Source organism: Bacillus sp. FSL R5-0416, from assembly GCF_037975425.1.
GTDB classification, from domain to species: Bacteria; Bacillota; Bacilli; order Bacillales; family Bacillaceae; genus Bacillus; species Bacillus subtilis.
In genome coordinates this window covers 3,748,419-3,766,557 of the sequence record NZ_CP150252.1, presented here as the reverse complement: position 1 = coordinate 3,766,557, position 18,139 = coordinate 3,748,419, and the positions used below count along the sequence as shown (strand labels likewise).

General features: G+C 42.4%; 13 protein-coding genes and 1 pseudogene. 9 read left to right on the top strand and 5 right to left on the bottom strand.

The annotated features are described in order from the left end of the window. Both NYE20_RS19860 and NYE20_RS19855 read right to left on the bottom strand, forming a co-directional pair. Entirely contained in the window at positions 1-1,191 is a 1,191-nt protein-coding gene (locus NYE20_RS19860) for an MFS transporter (protein ID WP_021480789.1), read from the bottom strand. 21 nt (positions 1,192-1,212) lie between these two features. After that, positions 1,213-1,626 carry a MarR family transcriptional regulator gene (locus NYE20_RS19855; RefSeq protein WP_003227771.1) on the bottom strand — a complete coding sequence of 138 codons (414 nt, stop codon included), beginning with the start codon at positions 1,624-1,626 and terminating at the stop codon, positions 1,213-1,215. 224 nt (positions 1,627-1,850) lie between these two features. Between NYE20_RS19855 and NYE20_RS19850 the strand changes: the two genes are divergently transcribed. From NYE20_RS19850 to flhP, 5 genes are all read left to right on the top strand, one after another. After that, positions 1,851-1,961, top strand: coding sequence for a protein usd (locus tag NYE20_RS19850; protein ID WP_010886628.1), 111 nt, complete (start codon positions 1,851-1,853; stop codon positions 1,959-1,961). 14 nt (positions 1,962-1,975) lie between these two features. Next, a complete protein-coding gene (spoIIID, locus tag NYE20_RS19845; RefSeq protein WP_003221804.1) occupies positions 1,976-2,257 on the top strand; it encodes a sporulation transcriptional regulator SpoIIID in 282 nt (93 codons plus the stop codon). 165 nt (positions 2,258-2,422) lie between these two features. Next, complete coding sequence (gene mbl, locus NYE20_RS19840; protein WP_003227776.1) at positions 2,423-3,424, top strand: cell shape-determining protein Mbl; 1,002 nt, start codon at positions 2,423-2,425, stop codon at positions 3,422-3,424. Between the two features lie 162 nt (positions 3,425-3,586). After that, positions 3,587-4,399: a flagellar hook-basal body complex protein FlhO gene (flhO, locus tag NYE20_RS19835; protein WP_032727034.1), complete on the top strand. Its 813-nt coding sequence runs from the start codon at positions 3,587-3,589 to the stop codon at positions 4,397-4,399. Positions 4,400-4,432: 33 nt separating this feature from the next. Next, positions 4,433-5,242: a flagellar hook-basal body complex protein FlhP gene (gene flhP, locus NYE20_RS19830; protein ID WP_014478212.1), complete on the top strand. Its 810-nt coding sequence runs from the start codon at positions 4,433-4,435 to the stop codon at positions 5,240-5,242. Between the two features lie 22 nt (positions 5,243-5,264). On the opposite strand, the gene rapD is transcribed toward flhP, so the two are convergent. Then, positions 5,265-6,329, bottom strand: a complete 1,065-nt coding sequence (gene rapD / locus NYE20_RS19825) for an aspartate phosphatase RapD (RefSeq protein ID WP_014478211.1) — start codon at positions 6,327-6,329, stop codon at positions 5,265-5,267. A 191-nt stretch (positions 6,330-6,520) separates the two neighbouring features. On the opposite strand from rapD, the gene fabZ reads away from it, so the two are divergent. Together fabZ and mscL are read left to right on the top strand one after the other, a co-directional pair. Further along, complete coding sequence (gene fabZ, locus NYE20_RS19820; RefSeq protein WP_003221796.1) at positions 6,521-6,946, top strand: 3-hydroxyacyl-ACP dehydratase FabZ; 426 nt, start codon at positions 6,521-6,523, stop codon at positions 6,944-6,946. A 72-nt stretch (positions 6,947-7,018) separates the two neighbouring features. Beyond that, positions 7,019-7,414 (top strand): large conductance mechanosensitive channel protein MscL, encoded by a 396-nt coding sequence (mscL, locus tag NYE20_RS19815; RefSeq protein ID WP_021445844.1) that lies wholly within the window; start codon positions 7,019-7,021, stop codon positions 7,412-7,414. A gap of 46 nt (positions 7,415-7,460) precedes the next feature. Here the strand turns inward: mscL and NYE20_RS19810 are convergent, their stop codons facing one another. Continuing rightward, positions 7,461-8,432 (bottom strand): histidine kinase, encoded by a 972-nt coding sequence (locus tag NYE20_RS19810; RefSeq protein ID WP_232567581.1) that lies wholly within the window; start codon positions 8,430-8,432, stop codon positions 7,461-7,463. A 177-nt stretch (positions 8,433-8,609) separates the two neighbouring features. After that, positions 8,610-9,923, bottom strand: a pseudogene (locus NYE20_RS19805) (sensor histidine kinase); the annotation flags it as partial. Between the two features lie 806 nt (positions 9,924-10,729). Here NYE20_RS19805 and NYE20_RS19800 point away from each other — a divergent pair. Next, complete coding sequence (locus tag NYE20_RS19800; RefSeq protein ID WP_161621165.1) at positions 10,730-11,806, top strand: response regulator; 1,077 nt, start codon at positions 10,730-10,732, stop codon at positions 11,804-11,806. 317 nt (positions 11,807-12,123) lie between these two features. Beyond that, positions 12,124-18,087: a SpaA isopeptide-forming pilin-related protein gene (locus NYE20_RS19795; RefSeq protein ID WP_339183900.1), complete on the top strand. Its 5,964-nt coding sequence runs from the start codon at positions 12,124-12,126 to the stop codon at positions 18,085-18,087. The last annotated feature ends 52 nt before the right edge of the window (positions 18,088-18,139 follow it).

Sequence of the window (18,139 nt, the reverse complement as noted above, 5' to 3'; positions counted from 1 at the left end):
TTATTCTGCAATAGACACTTTTCCTTCAGCCTCTGCAGGTTTTTTCTGGCTCCACGTATAGAGAAGCAGAGCAATTAAAACGAACAGCCCCGCTGTTAAATAAATGGCAGAGAAGCCGGCAGATGCTACAAACAATCCGAATACATACGATCCTACAGCAATTCCGCTGTCAAAGAAGGTAAAGAACGTTGCCGTCGCAAAACCGGAGCGGTGAGCCGGAGATTTCTGAATCGCCAATGTTTGCATGCAAGGAACGATTGATCCGTAGCCAAGACCGATAACCGCCCCTGAAAGCAGAAGCATTAAGCCGCTATGTGTGAAGGACAGCATGCAGAGTCCAACAGAGAAAATCAGGATTGATGGATAAATGACAATGCCCGGTCCGACTTTGTCGAACAATTTCCCTGTGAACGGGCGTGCAATCATCATTGTCACCGCAAAGCAAACAAAGAAATATCCGCTGATATCCGAAAGGTCAACTGATTTGGCGAATACAGACAGATATGATGTGACTGTTGAATAACAGAAAGAAATAAACAAACCGACCGTCGCAATTTTGAGTGCGCCCTTTTCAAACATATCCGAGAACGCAAAACGGAATACAGTCGTACCGCTGTCCTTACTTTGCGGCACTTTTATCAAGAACGAAACAAGTAAGCCCGCAACCATAAACAGCGCAAAGGCTGTAAAGAATACAGGAAAGCTTACCACTCTCATCAAATTCAGACCAAGGAAAGGCCCGATCGCCATAGCGAGGTTCATAGACATGGCAAAGTATCCAAGCCCTTCACCGCGCCGTTTGGCTGGAATAATATCAGCGGCAATTGCACCTGTAACAGTCGTTAAAATGCTGAACCAAATTCCTTGGAAGAACCGCAATCCGAGCAGCAGGGAAAAGTTATGAATCGGCATATACAGAAAAGATGATAGGGCGAAGAGCGCCATTGATACAATCGCCATTCTTTTCTTCCCGAAACGCTCAACGATGGCTCCGGAGAAAGGCCGTGTAATGATCGCAGACAGAAGGAACAGGCTGATTAAAAGCCCGCCTTGTGATTCTGTGCCGCCAAGCTCTTGCAGCGTATAGATCGGCAATACAGTTAAAAATGTATAAAAGAACACAAACACAAATAAATTGACAAGCAGGACCATAATAAAATCCTTGGTCCATATCGCATCCGTTTTTTTCAAATGTATGTCACTTCCTTATTTTCATTGTTGTAAAAACATGCGGAATAAATGAGAAAAAGCTTCTTTGTCTTCATCCCGGAAATCTGCAAGCAGCTCTTCCTCGAATTTCAGCATTTTCACATTGATTTCTTCGTATTTTTTCTCGGCTTCTTTTGTGAGGACAACAAGTTTTTCCCGTTTGTCTTCACCTTGCCGTCTCTGAACCCAGCCGTTCTCCTCCAGGCGTTTGATCGTCCGAGTCACAGTCGGCGCTTCCACATTTAAATAGGACCAAATCTCTTTTTGAGTCATTGGTCCGATCGTACGCAAACAATATAAAACTGACCATTGAGATGAATAAAGGCCGAATGGCTCTAGCTGTTCATTGGCTTTCTTGGCAATCAGGCGGGCGCTTTGGTTGATTTGATGAATGAGGTGTCTGTTGACGTAGGACATGTCGGTCTCCTTCTAAAAAACTTACCTAAGTAACTAATTGCTTATTTCATTTTACAGGAGCGATCAATAGTTGTAAAGATGAAAATTTAGTGACGCGAAATAGTTTGCTGAATCTGAAAAAGTTCGTTTCACCCCTTGTCCTTATTGAGTTTTTAGCATATTCCCAAAAGAATGCTAATACACTGTTACAAACCTAACAAAGAGAGTGTTTGAGGTGAGGGATCGTGGGCATATTTCACAAACTTACTTTTAAAACCATACAACGAAGAAGCGGCATAATGAACGACTCTTTACAGAATACGGATCTCATTTCACACTTCTCACATCCATTTTAGGGAGGTCGAGTGGTGTGCACGATTACATCAAAGAGCGAACAATCAAGATAGGGAAGTACATCGTGGAGACAAAGAAAACCGTTCGTGTCATTGCGAAGGAATTTGGTGTTTCCAAAAGTACAGTACACAAGGATTTAACAGAGCGTCTGCCTGAAATTAACCCCGACTTGGCAAACGAAGTGAAAGAAATACTCGATTATCATAAATCCATCAGGCATTTAAGAGGAGGAGAAGCGACAAAGCTCAAATATAAAAAAGATGAAATTCTCGAAGGAGAGCCTGTTCAGCAATCGTAATCACCTGGCATTGCCTTCTTGAAATCGTTCATAAAACATCCGCAAAAATTTGTAAAGAACTTATTGTGCTTCCAACTTTTTTTCTATATTTTATGATAATATATATAATTAGGGCACAATGTGGATATTTACTGTGAAACAGATTTTCAAGGAGGATATAAATAGATGTTTGCAAGGGATATTGGTATTGACCTCGGTACTGCAAATGTACTGATCCATGTTAAAGGTAAAGGAATTGTTCTGAATGAACCTTCCGTTGTTGCACTTGATAAAAACAGCGGCAAAGTGCTGGCGGTTGGCGAAGAGGCAAGACGAATGGTTGGACGTACACCTGGGAATATTGTTGCGATTCGCCCGCTGAAAGACGGAGTTATTGCTGACTTTGAAGTAACAGAAGCAATGCTGAAACATTTTATTAACAAGCTGAATGTAAAAGGCCTGTTCTCAAAGCCGCGCATGCTCATTTGCTGCCCGACGAATATTACATCCGTTGAGCAAAAAGCAATTAAAGAAGCTGCAGAAAAAAGCGGCGGGAAACATGTGTACCTTGAAGAAGAACCTAAAGTTGCCGCTATCGGCGCGGGTATGGAAATATTCCAGCCAAGCGGTAACATGGTTGTAGACATCGGAGGCGGGACGACGGATATCGCGGTTATTTCAATGGGCGATATTGTCACCTCCTCTTCTATTAAAATGGCTGGGGACAAGTTTGACATGGAAATCTTAAATTATATCAAACGCGAGTACAAGCTGCTGATCGGCGAACGTACTGCGGAGGATATTAAGATTAAAGTCGCAACTGTTTTCCCAGACGCACGTCACGAGGAAATTTCCATTCGCGGGCGGGACATGGTTTCCGGTCTTCCAAGAACAATTACAGTAAACAGTAAAGAAGTTGAAGAAGCCCTTCGTGAATCTGTCGCTGTTATTGTTCAGGCTGCGAAACAAGTGCTTGAAAGAACACCGCCTGAACTTTCTGCTGATATTATTGACCGCGGCGTTATTATTACCGGCGGAGGCGCGCTCTTAAACGGCCTTGACCAGCTGCTTGCTGAAGAGCTGAAGGTACCGGTCCTCGTTGCTGAAAATCCTATGGATTGCGTAGCCATCGGCACAGGTGTCATGCTTGATAATATGGACAAGCTTCCTAAACGCAAACTAAGCTGATTTCACAAACCTCATTCTGAAAAAGAATGAGGTTTTTTTATGAAAAAGCCTTCACGAAAAGATGTTAAATGACGATAATAGGATAAAATACTGAGTTTTTATTATAGAACGAACGTTCCTATATGACAACTGGAAAAAATGCCATTTTTAGAGGTGGGAAATTTGTTAAAAGGATTATATACAGCAACATCCGCAATGATTGCCCAGCAGCGAAGAACGGAAATGCTTTCAAATAATATTGCTAACGCAAATACATCAGGATATAAAGCTGATCAAGGCTCTATGCGCGCGTTCCCTGAGATGCTGCTCAGCAGAATAGAATCAAAATCTCCGGCCGGGACATCAAGGACGGAAATCGGTTCCGTGAATACCGGAGTATATATGCAGGAGCTCAAGCCTCTCTTTACACAGGGAAGCCTGAAGTCCACAGACCAGCCTACAGACATTGCATTGATCGAAAATCAAGTTCCGATGAATGCGGAAACCAATGAAAAAGCTGCTCTTTTTTATCCGGTTCAAACAGCGGATGGAATCCGTTATTCAAAAAGCAGCACATTTTCACTAAATGAGAACAATCAGCTGACGATCAACGGACGCCCTATTTTATCGACGGATCGCCAGCCAATCACTGTTGATAATGAGAATTTCACTGTGTCTGAAAACGGTACTGTGACAACGAACGGACGCACAGCCGGCCAGATTGATGTCAGAATGGCGGAAGATGTCCGCAATCTCAAACGGGACGGAAATGATTTGTACAGCACGGCGGACGGTAATGATCTGCCAAGCGCAGCCGGAAATAATCAGGTAGCCTATTCATTAAAACAAGGCGTCTCAGAGCTTTCAAACGTGGATGTGACAAGCGCCTATACAGAAATGACTGAAGCGTACAGATCGTTTGAGGCGAATCAGAAGGTTATTCAGGCTTACGATAAAAGTATGGATAAAGCAGCAAATGAAATTGGAAAAATTTAAGATAACGGAAGAAAAAAACGGGGGACATCAACTATGCTCAGGTCAATGCTAACGGCATCAACAACCTTAAACCAGCTGCAGCAGCAGATTGACACAATCAGCAGCAACCTTTCAAACAGCAACACAACCGGCTATAAGGCAAAAGATACGAATTTTTCTGAGCTTGTCAGACAGCAATTCGATCAGGTTGATGAAAAAAACGAGGAAGTGGCAAAAGCCCGAAAAACGCCGCCCGGCTTGCGCCTTGGCGTCGGAGCGATGATGAATTCACGCCTGGTCTCTGATCAAGGAAGCATTCAGAAGACCGATCGCGATCTGGATATCGCATTTACGTCTCCATACCAGTATCTTCAGGTAAATGTAAATGGAAACCGCCAGTATACGAGGGACGGGGCGCTGTATGTAACGCCGTCCGCTGCGAATGCCAACCAGCTGCAACTCGTCACTGGAAATGGGTATCCCGTACTTGATGAGAACGGCAATACAGTGAACATCGACAGCTCAATGAAGAATATCACCATCAATAAGAACGGCACCTTAACCGCATCTGACGGAAACGCGGTTCAGCGGTTTAATCTTGGCGTTGTCCAAGTGAATAACCCTCAAGAGCTGAAATCCGAAGGGAATAACCTTTTCTCTATTGATAATGCGGCAGCTTTTGAAGAGCTGAACGGCGCTAATAGACAAAACATCGGCATGCAGCAGGGCTCACTTGAGATGTCCAATGTCGATATTTCAGAACAAATGACAGATTTGATCACGTCCCAGCGTTCATATCAGCTGAACAGCAGAACGATCACAATGGGAGATCAAATGCTCGGTTTAATCAATTCAGTCAGATAATAAGAAAATGGGCGTTTTTCAATCAGCCGCGCATGATAAAAAAAGCGGCTTTTTCGAAATCGTCCTTTTTTTTGTAGTATTCCGTAATATCTTCTAACAGCACTTCTAAATCCACCCACGCCTCGATTTTTTCTAATTCAAGCACATATTCGAGCAGCTGCTCATAAGGGTCTTCGGCTGATGTGTAGAGGGCTTCAAGCGTTTTTAATTTTAAATAAATGGTTTGAATGTCTACCTTTTCAGATAATTCTTTTCCTTTTTGAAGGACGGCTTTAGCTTCTGTGATGTTCCCTGTTTTAAAAAGCGCTCTGACAGACTCGTACACACAATGAAGATATGAGACTGGTGAATTCATTTCAAATTCTTGATTCTTTAATACTTTTCTAAAGTAAAGAAGCGCTTCCTGGTCTTTTTTCTCGGTCGCTTTTAAAAAGCCAAGGTTATAATAAGCGTGGCATAGCAGGTTTTCGTCATGTAGTTGCTGGGTTTTCTTAATGATTTCTTTGAAAAGCTGTTCAGCTTTTTCATAGCGTTCTTGATCAATATAATTCACGGCGAGCAAAAGTTTACAGGTGATTACCTTTTTGATATAGCCGAATTGGTGCAAATAGATGTGTAATGCTTTTTTGACGTATTGGATGGAAAGCGGCGGTGATTTCATCAAGTAATAGGCGCCGGCGGTTTGATAATATAAATCAGCGGCTTCAAACGTATTTTGAATGGCGGCCAGGTACTGTTCAGCTTTTTTAAAATGATGTACTGCATGTTTCGGAGCTGTTTTTACCATCTCGTATAACCCAGAGAAAAAATACAGATAATATTTCAATTCATCATCCATTTTGTCTTCCAGGCCATATAGGTCATCGAACAATGAATCGAGTCCGTTCTGGTTTTCAAAAAGCAGCTGATGGCGGGCCTGAAACAATTGATAACGCATCCAAAGTTTTGTGTTTTTTTTGATCTTCGGAAGGTGCTGGTCAATTTTCTCTTTCAGTGTGCAAACGTGATTCATTTTGCGTTTGCTCATTGCGGAATACCACTCGTCTAACATGTTTAGCATTCTTTTTTCAATAAACTTCGAAATCATTTTCCTACCTCTTTGCTATTGGTAAAATCTATAATTATCATATCATAACTTTTGACGGCTCTCATTGACAGTTGGTTACATTTTAGCGCGGTTGAAAAAGAGATTAATTCATAATATACTTTTCAAATGTACAGATTGGATCTTTGATGATTGCTATACATACTAATGCAGATGAAGGAGATGTCAAGACAATGCTTGATACTCAGCAAATTAAAGAAATTATTCCTCACCGTTATCCGTTTTTGCTTGTGGATCGGATTACGGAAGTTGAAGAGGGCAAACGGGCAAAAGGCTATAAAAATGTAACCGCTAATGAAGAGTTCTTTAACGGACATTTTCCTCAGTACCCAGTTATGCCCGGCGTATTAATCGTAGAAGCACTCGCTCAAGTCGGAGCTGTTGCGATGTTGATTAAAGAAGAAAACCGCGGCAGACTGGCTTTTTTTGCAGGCATTGATAACTGCCGCTTTAAAAAACAAGTCAAGCCTGGTGACCAGCTTCACCTTGAGGTTGAAATCATTCGTGCCCGCGGCACAATCGGGCGCGGAAAAGGCGTTGCCACAGTTGATGGCGAAGTCGTTTGCGAAGTAGAACTGACTTTTGCCCTCGGAGAATAATTGAAAAAAGGCAAATGGCCAGCGGCACATTTGTCTTTTTTTCTTTACAAATATAGAAAAGCAGGTGATTGTATGTGGAATGAATTTAAAGCCTTTGCCATGCGGGGGAATATCGTAGACCTTGCGATTGGTGTTGTGATAGGCGGCGCTTTCGGAAAGATCGTCACATCTCTAGTAAATGATATCATTATGCCTTTGGTCGGTTTGCTGCTGGGAGGGCTTGACTTTTCAGGCCTGTCGTTTACGTTTGGCGATGCTGTAGTGAAATATGGAAGTTTTATACAGACGATTGTGAACTTCTTAATTATATCGTTCTCCATTTTTATCGTCATTCGGACTTTGAATGGGTTAAGGCGCAAAAAAGAAGCAGCAGAAGAAGAGGCTGCGGAGGAAGCGGTGGATGCGCAGGAGGAGCTGCTGAAAGAAATCAGAGACCTGCTGAAGCAGCAAGCAAAGTCGCCGGAATAAAAAAGATGCCGTTAGAAACGGCGTCTTTTTTTATCTCAATTTTCGTTTAGGTTCGTTCTGTGTCCTTCAGTTCTGCAGGGCTTCCTGTTGTTTCAGCGAGATGAATGAGCATTGAGACAGAGGTGCCTGCATCCGGAATGCTGCTGATCATCAACTCGCTTCCGCAAAAATGTTTCAGCCGCTGATTGATATTTTTCAATCCGACGCTGCGATCGAAATCTGCAGATAAGAGATCCTTTTGTTTTTCAGGAGTCATCCCGGCACCGTTATCCTCTACTTTAATGTAATACTCATTTTTGCTTTGTTTTTTAGCTGTCAGTTTGATCCATCCTCCGCCTCTTTTCTTGCTGACACCGTGGAGAACGGCATTTTCCACCAAGGGCTGAATCATTAAAGGCGGAAGGATAAAGTCAATGTCTTCATCTATATCGAAAAGAACTTCAAGCCGATTACCGAATCGCGTCTTTTCTATAGAAAGATAGGAATTGATAATCGAAAGCTCATGTCTGAAGGAACTGATGGCTGATGTATTTTGAAAGTCAAAACTCATTCTTAAATAGTTAGTAAATTCCTCTGTTACCTCCCGGGCCTTTTCAATATCCAAATGAGTGAGAGAAATAATCGTGTTTAATACATTATAAAGAAAATGAGGCTTGATTTGCGATTGGAGAAATGCCATTTCCATTCTAGTGGCTTGATTTGCTGTATGTTTCATCATGATCAGGTTTTGAATACGCGCCATAAATTCAGAGTAATGATAGGGTTTTTGCAAAATGTCATTCGCTCCGGCATGAAAAGCCTTGTACTTGTCATGGCCGATAATGGCAGCTGTAATGATCAGAACTGGAAGATCAACCATGCTGAATCGTTCGCGAATTTTCATACAGACTTCGAAACCAGTCATATCCGGCATCATCAAGTCCAAAATAACCAAATCAAGCTTCGTGCAAGAGATGATTTCTAATGCTTCCTTTCCGTTCTTCACAGCAATCACATTGTAGGGCACACCTTCAAGCATATCGCTCAAAATTTTTAAACTGTCAATGTTATCATCGACAATCAGGATGGTTGGAGCGTCAATATGCTCAGAGTAATAAGGCGTGCTAAATGAGATATCTGATAGATCTCTCTCGGATTGTAATTCAGGAAGGCGTTTTTTTGTTTCATATACAGGTTCATTTTGGGCGATCGGCAAGGTGAAATGGAATGCCGAACCTTTTCCTTCTTCCGATTCGACCCAAACGTCTCCGTTATGGAGCTGAACCAGCTGTTTGACAATGCTGAGGCCAAGACCGGCACCATCGTCTTTATTCTTTTCGGCTTGCTGAAAAGACTCAAAGATGGTTTGGCGATCGGCTTCTGAAATGCCGCTTCCTGTATCCGCTACTGTCACTTTGATCATGTTGTCGTTCAGTCTTGAAGCAGAAAGTATGATTTGGCCCTCTGTTGTATATTTGATTGCATTGTCTACTAAATTGGTTAATATTTGGCGGAAGCGGTTTTCATCTGCGAGCACTAAAGGAAGATCGTCAGGGATATGGTTCATCATATTCAAGTTTTTATGTCTCGATAAAAGATTGTAGAAATTCATTTCCGAACAAACTAAAGTATAAATATCAACAGGAACCGGGTGGATTTGAAGCATGCCCTGCTTTATTTTTTCTAAATCTAGAATGTCATTTACCAGATTGGACAGCCTGTAGCCCATGCGGATGACGAGCTGCATATTTTCTTTCTCTTCTTCTATCGTTCTTTTTCCTTTGCCGGCCAGCAGGGTCTGGCATATATTAATGATGCTGTTCAGCGGTGTTTTGAATTCATGTGATGTTTTGGCGATAAATTCATCCTTTAGCCGGTCAATTCTGAGCAATTTCCACGACAGCACTTCATTTTCACGGAATGCTCCGGCAAATTGCTGCGCCATCAGCAGAACGATCGCCAGTAAAGCGATAACTGTTGGCAGTGAATAAATCGAATTAAAGGAAAAAGCCGTTTTGCCGCTATAAGCTGAAATGGTGGTTAAAATGACAAAAGCACTCATTGATATAGATGCAATAGTAAGATACAGACTTCCTTCCATTTTGCGGATCGCAGCAATCGTAAAAATATATGTAATATAAACCAGAGTCGAGACGGCTAGCACAGAATGTAAGATGTACGAGGTATGGCCGATAAAACCCACGGTTAAAAAATCTGTGACTAAGACCAGCCCGGAAGAAACAGTGGCAATGCGAATAAAACGCTTTGAAACAATCTCTCTGTAAGCAAAAAAGAGATAGAGAAAAACCGCAATGCTGACGAGCACTGTAGAGATTGCCCTCAATGAATTTAGCAGTGAAAATGAAATTGACGGAAAGAGGAGAAATATAATCCGCTCTTTTCCGATCATCAGAATAATGAACGAAAACAGAAGACACATAACAGAAAAAAACAACAAATGTTTATCTTTTTTTCTTTGCAGGAAAAAGCCCAGAAAATATAATCCGGTAATGAAAAAAGCTGTAATCATGATTGTATCATTAAGAAAGGAAATTTTATTTTCCCGCACTATTTGCTCCTGGGTGCCAAAAGTAATTGGCTTTGCGATTCCCCATCCCGGCGTTTTTCCGAAGTTCGAAAATTGTACGACAAGTTCATTGTCACCCTTGTGAAGCGTAAAAAAGCTCGTATATGGGCGGTTTTGTGCCGCAAAATCAGGTTTATTTGAAGGGTTGCCGCTTTGGCCAATGAATTGTCCATTAAAATAGATGCGATTGGCACTGTAAATAAACGACGTGCTGATCCCAAAAACCTGATTGTCTTGCTTTGATCTGATGGTCAGCTTATACGTTCCGTAATCCACATTGATACCCTGCTTGGCTAGCTTCACATTGCTGGGGACATCAACGAAGAGAGGATCTTTTCCTTTTGCTGAGGCGATCTCTTTTGGTGACAGAATCTGATTTGGATACAATGTCCATTCTCCGTTCAGCTGTACATTCCCATCCTTCTGAAAATCCCACTTCTCCAGGTTCATGACCCCATGCCTTGCCGCAGGAAGCGTTGTTCCGGAAAAATGGTCAATGGCAATGAAAACCATAAAAAATGCAGCGTAACCGAAAATAATTGAAGTAAAGATGAATTTTTCTTTCATATTATAGCTCCTTTATTCAAGCAGGCTCATTCTAAATTCCTACCTTTTTATAAATATTGTAAGTGCAAAATTTCAAAAACTACAATAGAAAGAAAAAGAATCCAGATAAAGGGGTTATTTGTCATGATATAATAGAAGTTATTTACTGATATCTCGATTTTACATATAGGGTGGGATGTTTTGTGAAAGCGTTAATTGTTGATGATGAGCACTTGGCATTGCTTCATTTTAAGAAAATGCTTGAACGAACAAACGCCTTTCAATCTATTATGGCGTATCAAGATCCAGTTGAAGCCTTTGAGCATCCTGAGACTCCTGCTGTAGATGCGGTGTTTCTTGATATTGAAATGCCGGGGGTAAACGGCATTGAGCTTGCTGAGGCGATTCAATCGATGAATGAAAACATCCAAGTCGTTTTCATCACGGCTTATAATGAGTTTGCTATCAAAGCGTTTGAGCTAAATGCCATTGATTATTTGCTGAAGCCTGTCATATACAAGCGGCTTGAGACAACTGTTGAACGAATCAAAACGAATAATATGCTCAGACAAAATGCAGAAAATACCGAGGCGCATTTTTCCATCCAATGCTTTGGGAGCTTGCAGTTTCATCAAACCTTAAAGGATGTCAAAACAAGCATTCCAGTCAAGTGGAGAACGTCGAAAGCACGTGAAATATACTTATTTTTGCTTCATAATCAAGGCCATGTGGTCAGTAAAGACATGCTAATCGATCTTTTTTGGCCTCATTACGATGTTTCAAAAGCAAGCACCCAACTTTACTCGACCATTTACCAAATACGAAAATTATTCAGCCAGATCCCTTTCAGCCAAACTATCGAGAAGACTGATACTGGATATATTCTTCGGCTTTCAGGCGCAAAAATCGATGTTGTCGAATGGGAAAAATCACTAAAAGGGGCGCCGCCGCTCAATACGGCTACATTACATCTGCACATGGATATTTTCATGTCCTATCAAAATCATTACCTAATGGAGCACGGTTATCTTTGGGCAGAACCGGAAAAGACGCGTCTTTCCCAGCTTTGGCTTGGAAAGGCCTATGAACTGATCGATTATCATATTCATGAAATGAACGATCATCAAGCGATGGACATTTGCCTGCAAGCCGAGAAAATTGAGCCATGCGATCATAAAATTATGCAATACAAGCTGCAGCTATTCAACAAAAACGGGAAGGTAGAAGAGGCGATAAAAGAATATCAGCGTTACAAACAAATGAAGGATCAAATTAATTAAAGAACTCCAAACCAGTATGTGTCGATTGCCTTTCGATGCACACTGGTTTTTTTGTGCACTTAAAGGGAAGGCCCTCGCCATATGTCTCCTGGGTGAAACTTCAACTCTCTCCAATTCACTTCAATCTTACATGATTTCTGAGTTGTACAGAAATTGTATAGTTCCATTTCATACAATGTAGTTTGGTTCGGATGGCAAATCTTAGTTTTGAAACTCATTCGGCATTAGCAGTTCTTTTTGGGGGATGAGACATGATGTTATGGTCTCGCGGATCAATCGGCAAGTGAAAGATAGATAAGAAAGGGAGGAATGAAAAGTTGAGAACGAGGAGTTTTCCCTTAGGGCTGAAAAAAAGCGGGCGGATCGTTATGATCATAAGCCTTGCCATCTTTTTCTTCTTCAGCCAGATCGCCAGCTATACTCTTACAGCACAGGCTGTGGACGTAACGTCAAGTGACAGCCAATTCTTCGATTCGGTAACAGTTAAGGACGCCAAGGGCCAGATTGTTGACGGATCAAAAGGAAACAAACCGGCACTAACACCGGGGGACGAAGTGAAACTGACATATGAATGGTCATTGAAAAAAGACAAAAAAGCAGATAGCGAACAGGATATCAATGTGGAGATACCTAAAAGCTTTACATTTGATAAAGGTGCAGAAGGTGAGATCAAATCTGCTGATCAGGTCATCGGCAGCTATCAAGTGCCGGCGGGCAGCAGCACCATGACAGTAAAATTAACAACTGCATCCACGGATTCTCCTGATGCCAAGGGGACCATTACACTGCCAGCTAAGTTTACTGCAGATGTAAAAGGCGATGAACATACAGCAGCAGCCCTTTTTCAGCTAGGGGGAGGCAAAACCCAGCAGGTGATCATTCCTGTTAAGAAAGAGGAGACACCAGATGCCGAGGCGGAAGAGCCAAAAAACGACTCTTCTGATACTGCGGGTGATCAGGAAGGGAAAGATGACAAACCTGCACCTTCAGTCAGCAAGGATCAAAAAGAGGAAGAACAGCAGCCGTCAGATGACGCTAAGAGCGGCGAAGCCTCTAAGAGTGATGATTCAAAAAAAGTGTCATCCTCAAGTCAATCAGCTTTCAAAAGCTTGCAAACTGAAGAAAAACAAATCACGCAAAATATTTTAACTGGCGTGACGTTGACGGACGAAAACGGAAAGCCATATGACAAGGGCAATCGCGCCAATACGAATTCTCCGGTGAAAATTTCAATTGATTGGGCCATTCCCGACAATTTAGGAAAAACAATCAATGCCGGCGATAAATATGAATTTGATTTGCCTAAAGAATTTATTATGCATAATGACATTGTGAACCTGCCTTTAAGCGCCGGAGACACCACATACGGGACATTTTCTATTGATACGAACGGACATGTGGTAATGACATTTAACGGCGAGGTAAAAGACAGTTCTAATGTCAAAGGCACATTGGTTATCAATACGCAGTTCAACGAGAAAAAAATAACGGGTTCGACAACACAAAAGATTCCATTTCCTGTGAATGCCGATACTCCTGAAACAACAGTTTATTTTAAACCCAATGTGAGTAAAACCATTGATAAATCAGGTGTGCTGGATAAAGGCATCAACCCTGGTAAAGTAACATGGACGGTCGATGTCAATAAAAAGTTGGATCAAGTCAAAAATGCCAAACTCACGGAAAGCCTTCCAGATGGCGTAATCTACCGTTCAGTTAAAGTGTATGAACTCAATGTGAACATTGATGGTTCTGTCAGCAGAGGAAATGAAGTTTCTTCCGGCTACAGTGTTGATTCAAAAGGAAATGTCACATTTGACGGGACAATTGATTCAGCATACCGCCTTGTATACGAAACCGACATTGACAATAGTGCGAAGCCGAGTGAAGGCGGAAATGTAACGCTGACGAACAAGGCGGCATTCAGCGGAGACAACCTGGAACCCATTTCTGCCGAAGCCACTGTTGCAGCCAAATATGGAAAAATGATCGCGAAATCATCGACCGGCTATGATGGAGAATCTCAAACATTCAGCTGGGCTCTTTCATACAATTACGGTGAGAAACAGATCGACCAATCCAAGGCCAGCATTAAAGATGCTTTTGGAACTGGCGATTTGCATCTTGTGAAAGATTCTTTGAAGGTTATTCCTATTACCTTTGGACAGAACGGCAGTGAGCAAGCGGGAACGCCTTTAAAGGAAGGCGAGGACTATACGCTGATCGATAATGGAAGCGGATTTGAAGTCAAATTTAATAAAACCATTACCAGCGCGTACAAAATCACATATCAAACAAAGGTCAACAGCGGAGTGATCATTGATAAATCGACAACATACACCAACAGCGTTGTGACCGGAACAGGGGATTCAAAAGAGGCTTCCGGAATAGCCATTCAGCAAAACCTCATCAAAGGATATTCAAACGTAGATTATGAGAAGAAGACGGCTGATTGGACGATTACAGTTAATAAAAATAAATACTTGATGAACAATTGGACTTTGGATGATCAATTCGAAAGCGGCGGATTGGTACTGATAGATGAATCGTTCAAGCTTCAAGACACAACGAACAACAAAACATTGCAGAAAGACAAAGACTACACGTTAATAAAAAAACCGGATCATAAAGGCTTTACTTTGGCATTGATCGGGGATTATGCAAAAACAGACAGTCAATTTAAGATCACTTATACGACAACGTTCAATGCCGATTATTCTAACGAAAGCGTTAAGAATACAGCTCAGTCGACATGGACTGATCAAAACGGCAATGAGCGCACGAATAAGGTATCAAGCGGTTTTACGCCGAATCATCAGACTTCAAATAATGGTTTCAAAAACGGATCATATAACGCGGTTTCAAAGGAAATCACGTGGAAAATCGGCGTCAACTATAACGGCGAGCCGACGAAAAACCCTTATATCAAAGATGCCATAACAGATCCTCAGCAATTTGTGCCGGGTTCCGTTGTGGTTAAGAGCTATACGATCAATAAAAACGGCTCCATCACAGAAGGAGACGCGCTTGATCCTTCCAAGTATGAAGTCGAAGAGCCTTCTGCAAAAAATGAACGCACGCTGACGGTACACCTTAAAACAGGCGATTCTGTACCATATCTGATTGAGTTTAAGACATCACTCAAAGGACAGGTCATTGATCAGAATCAGTACACAAACAAGGCAACCTACTATAATGACGGTTATGCAGACCGCACGCTGACGGGCTCTGTTTCAGTTACGAACGGAGGAAGTCTGGTTTTCAAAGGCGGTAAACAAAATGGAAGCTATATCGATTGGAACATCAATGTCAACTCCAGCCAATCAACGCTGGATGACGTAAAAGTTACTGATACGCCGGATGAAAATCAAATATTAGATGCGGATTCTTTTAAAGTGTATCAAGCAAAATATGATGAAAACGGAGTGGTCAAAGACAGCAGTGGAAATCTGACTGCGGGAGATGTCGAGCTTCAAAAAGACAAAGACTACACGTTAGACATCAAAACGGACAATACAACAGGTGAACAATCGTTTGTCCTGAAATTCATAGGCAGCTATAAACAAATTGACCGCGCCTATGTGATCAAATACCGGTCACTGATTAACATAGCCGGCACGAACGGCCACGTTAAAAATAAGGTGTCCATTTCAGGAACAAATGTGAAGGAGCAGACTCAAGAAAACAGCAGCTCGATCTTTGTTGCCATTTCAAGCGGCGACGGTTCCGGATCCGGAGAAAAAGGAAGCCTGACGATTTTTAAGACTGGAGAGGACGATAAAGCTCTTGAAGGAGCAGAATTCCAGTTATGGTCTGAGGACTCCAAACAGCTCCTCCGCACTGGTACGACGGATGCCGGCGGGAAGCTTACATTCGGAAATATTCGCTACGGTTCCTATGTATTAAAAGAAGTCAAAGCGCCTGACGGATATACCATCAGTGATGCTTATGCAAAAGGAGTCTCTGTTAAGATAGACAGCAACTCCTCCAAGACAGGAGCGCTGCACAAAGTCATAAATCAACAGAACAAGGTGACGCTTATCAAACAAGACGAACAAAACAATCCTTTGGCGGGTGCTGTTTTCAAGCTGGAGAAAAAATCAAATGACGGCACCTATACTCTCATACGAACAGATATAAAATCTGATAAAAACGGAAAAGTAGAAATGAACGGTTTGCCGGCGGGCTACTATCGCTTGACAGAAACACAAGCTCCTGAAGGCTTTATCGTAAATACAAAAGCGATTCACTTCTCAGTCGCAAAGAATGAAAAGAATCAAGTGTCTGACGTTAATTTAGGGAAAATGACCAACTATCAAGGAAAAGTCTCACTGACGAAGGAGAATGCTGAAGGCCAGAAACTTGAAGGCGCAGTATTCAACATTGTCGATCAAGATGGAAAGGTCGTTCAAGAGAAGCTGACTTCAGATAAAGACGGTAAAATCGAGGCTTCGGGTCTTGCGCCGGGACGCTACGCCTTTGTGGAAATAAAAGCGCCAGCCGGCTATGTGCTGAATACAAAGAAAAAAGAATTTACCATCTCAGAATCTGCAGCAGGAAAGCCTGAAGCCGCAGATGCCGGAATCGCCGTTAACGATAAAGGCTCTGTTGAGCTGACGAAGGAAGATGCCGATGGCCAGAAGCTTGAAGGAGCCGTCTTTAAGATTATCGACAAGGAAGGTAATACGGTTCAAGAAGGACTGACCTCAGATAAAAATGGGAAAGTCGCAGCTTCAGGCCTTGCACCGGGACACTACGCTTTTGTTGAAACAAAAGCGCCAGCGGGCTATGTGCTGAATACAGAGAAAATTGAGTTTGAGATCTCTGATTCCTCTGAAGGAAAGCCTGAAGCTACAGATGCCGGGATCGCTACTAACCATAAAGGCTCCGTTGAGTTGACGAAGGAAAATGCTGAAGGCAAGAAGCTTGAAGGTGCAGTTTTCAACATTGTCGACGAGGAAGGAAATACGGTTCAAGAAGAGCTGACTTCCGATAAAGATGGAAAAGTAAAGGCTTCGGGCCTTGCGCCGGGACGTTACGCCTTTGTTGAAACGAAAGCGCCAGCCGGTTATGTGCTGAACACGGAGAAAATAGAGTTTACCATCTCAGAATCTGCAGCAGGAAAGCCTGAAGCCGCAGATGCCGGGATCGCCGTGAACTATCAAGGATCGGTTCAGCTGATGAAGGAAGATCAAGATGGAAATGGCTTGGCAGGCGCGGTATTCAAAATCACGGACAGCAATGGGAAAACAGTGAGAGACGATCTAGTCTCAAAAGAAGGCGGCAAAATTGAAGTTGACGGGTTAGCGCCGGGAAGCTATCAATTTATCGAAAAACAGGCGCCAGATGGATATCTTTTATCCGAAAAGCCAGTGTCATTCACCATTAAAGCAGAATATGGCGGCAAACCTGAGCAAGTGAAAGCAACAGCGGTTAATACGAAGAACCTTGTTGTCCTCACCAAAGTGGATCAGCATGATCAGCATAAAGTTCTGCAAGGTGCGGAGTTCAATTTGACAGATGCCAACGGCAAAGTGCTGAAGTCCGGTTTGGTTACCGATGACAAAGGACAAATCACGGTGCACGGCCTTAAAGCTGGCGAATATCAGTTTGTTGAAACAAAAGCGCCTAAAGATTATGAGTTGGACCAAACTCCTATATCGTTCAAGATCACAAACACAGACACGAAAACAGTCGAAATCACCGCGGAAAACATATTGGCACCAGGTGACGTAAATGTGAAAAAAGTGGATCAAGACGATAAAAATACCGTTTTGGAGGGCGCTGAATTCAAGTTATTGGACGAAAGCGGCAAGCCTGTAAAAACTGACGGGTATGGAAAAGAGCTTTCTGAACTCTGGAAAACAGATCAAAATGGGCAGTTCACTGTAAAAGGCCTTGCGCCGGGAAGCTACCAATTGATTGAAACGAAGGCTCCCGAAGGTTATAAACTTGACGAAACACCGATTGAATTCACAATTGAAAAAGGACAGTCAAAAGCTGTTGAGATCGTAGTTTCTAATCAAAAAGTGAAAACACCAGCGCCTGATAAACATGATCATCCTGATAAACCTGCACCGGGTGGAAATGGAAAAGATGATGGAGATCATCCGAATACCAATGGTACAGATGGCAGCTCGGATGGTCAGTCGAACACAGACAAAACCCTTCCAAAAACCGGAGATACAGACAGCATGCTGACAGCAATGATCGGTATCCTGCTGCTTATGGCAGGCGGAGGCTTAGCTGTTGCCTCAAGAAAGAAACAAAGAAAAGGATAAAGTTGAAGGCACCTGATCATCGAAGAATCGATCAGGTGCTTTTTTGAAAAGT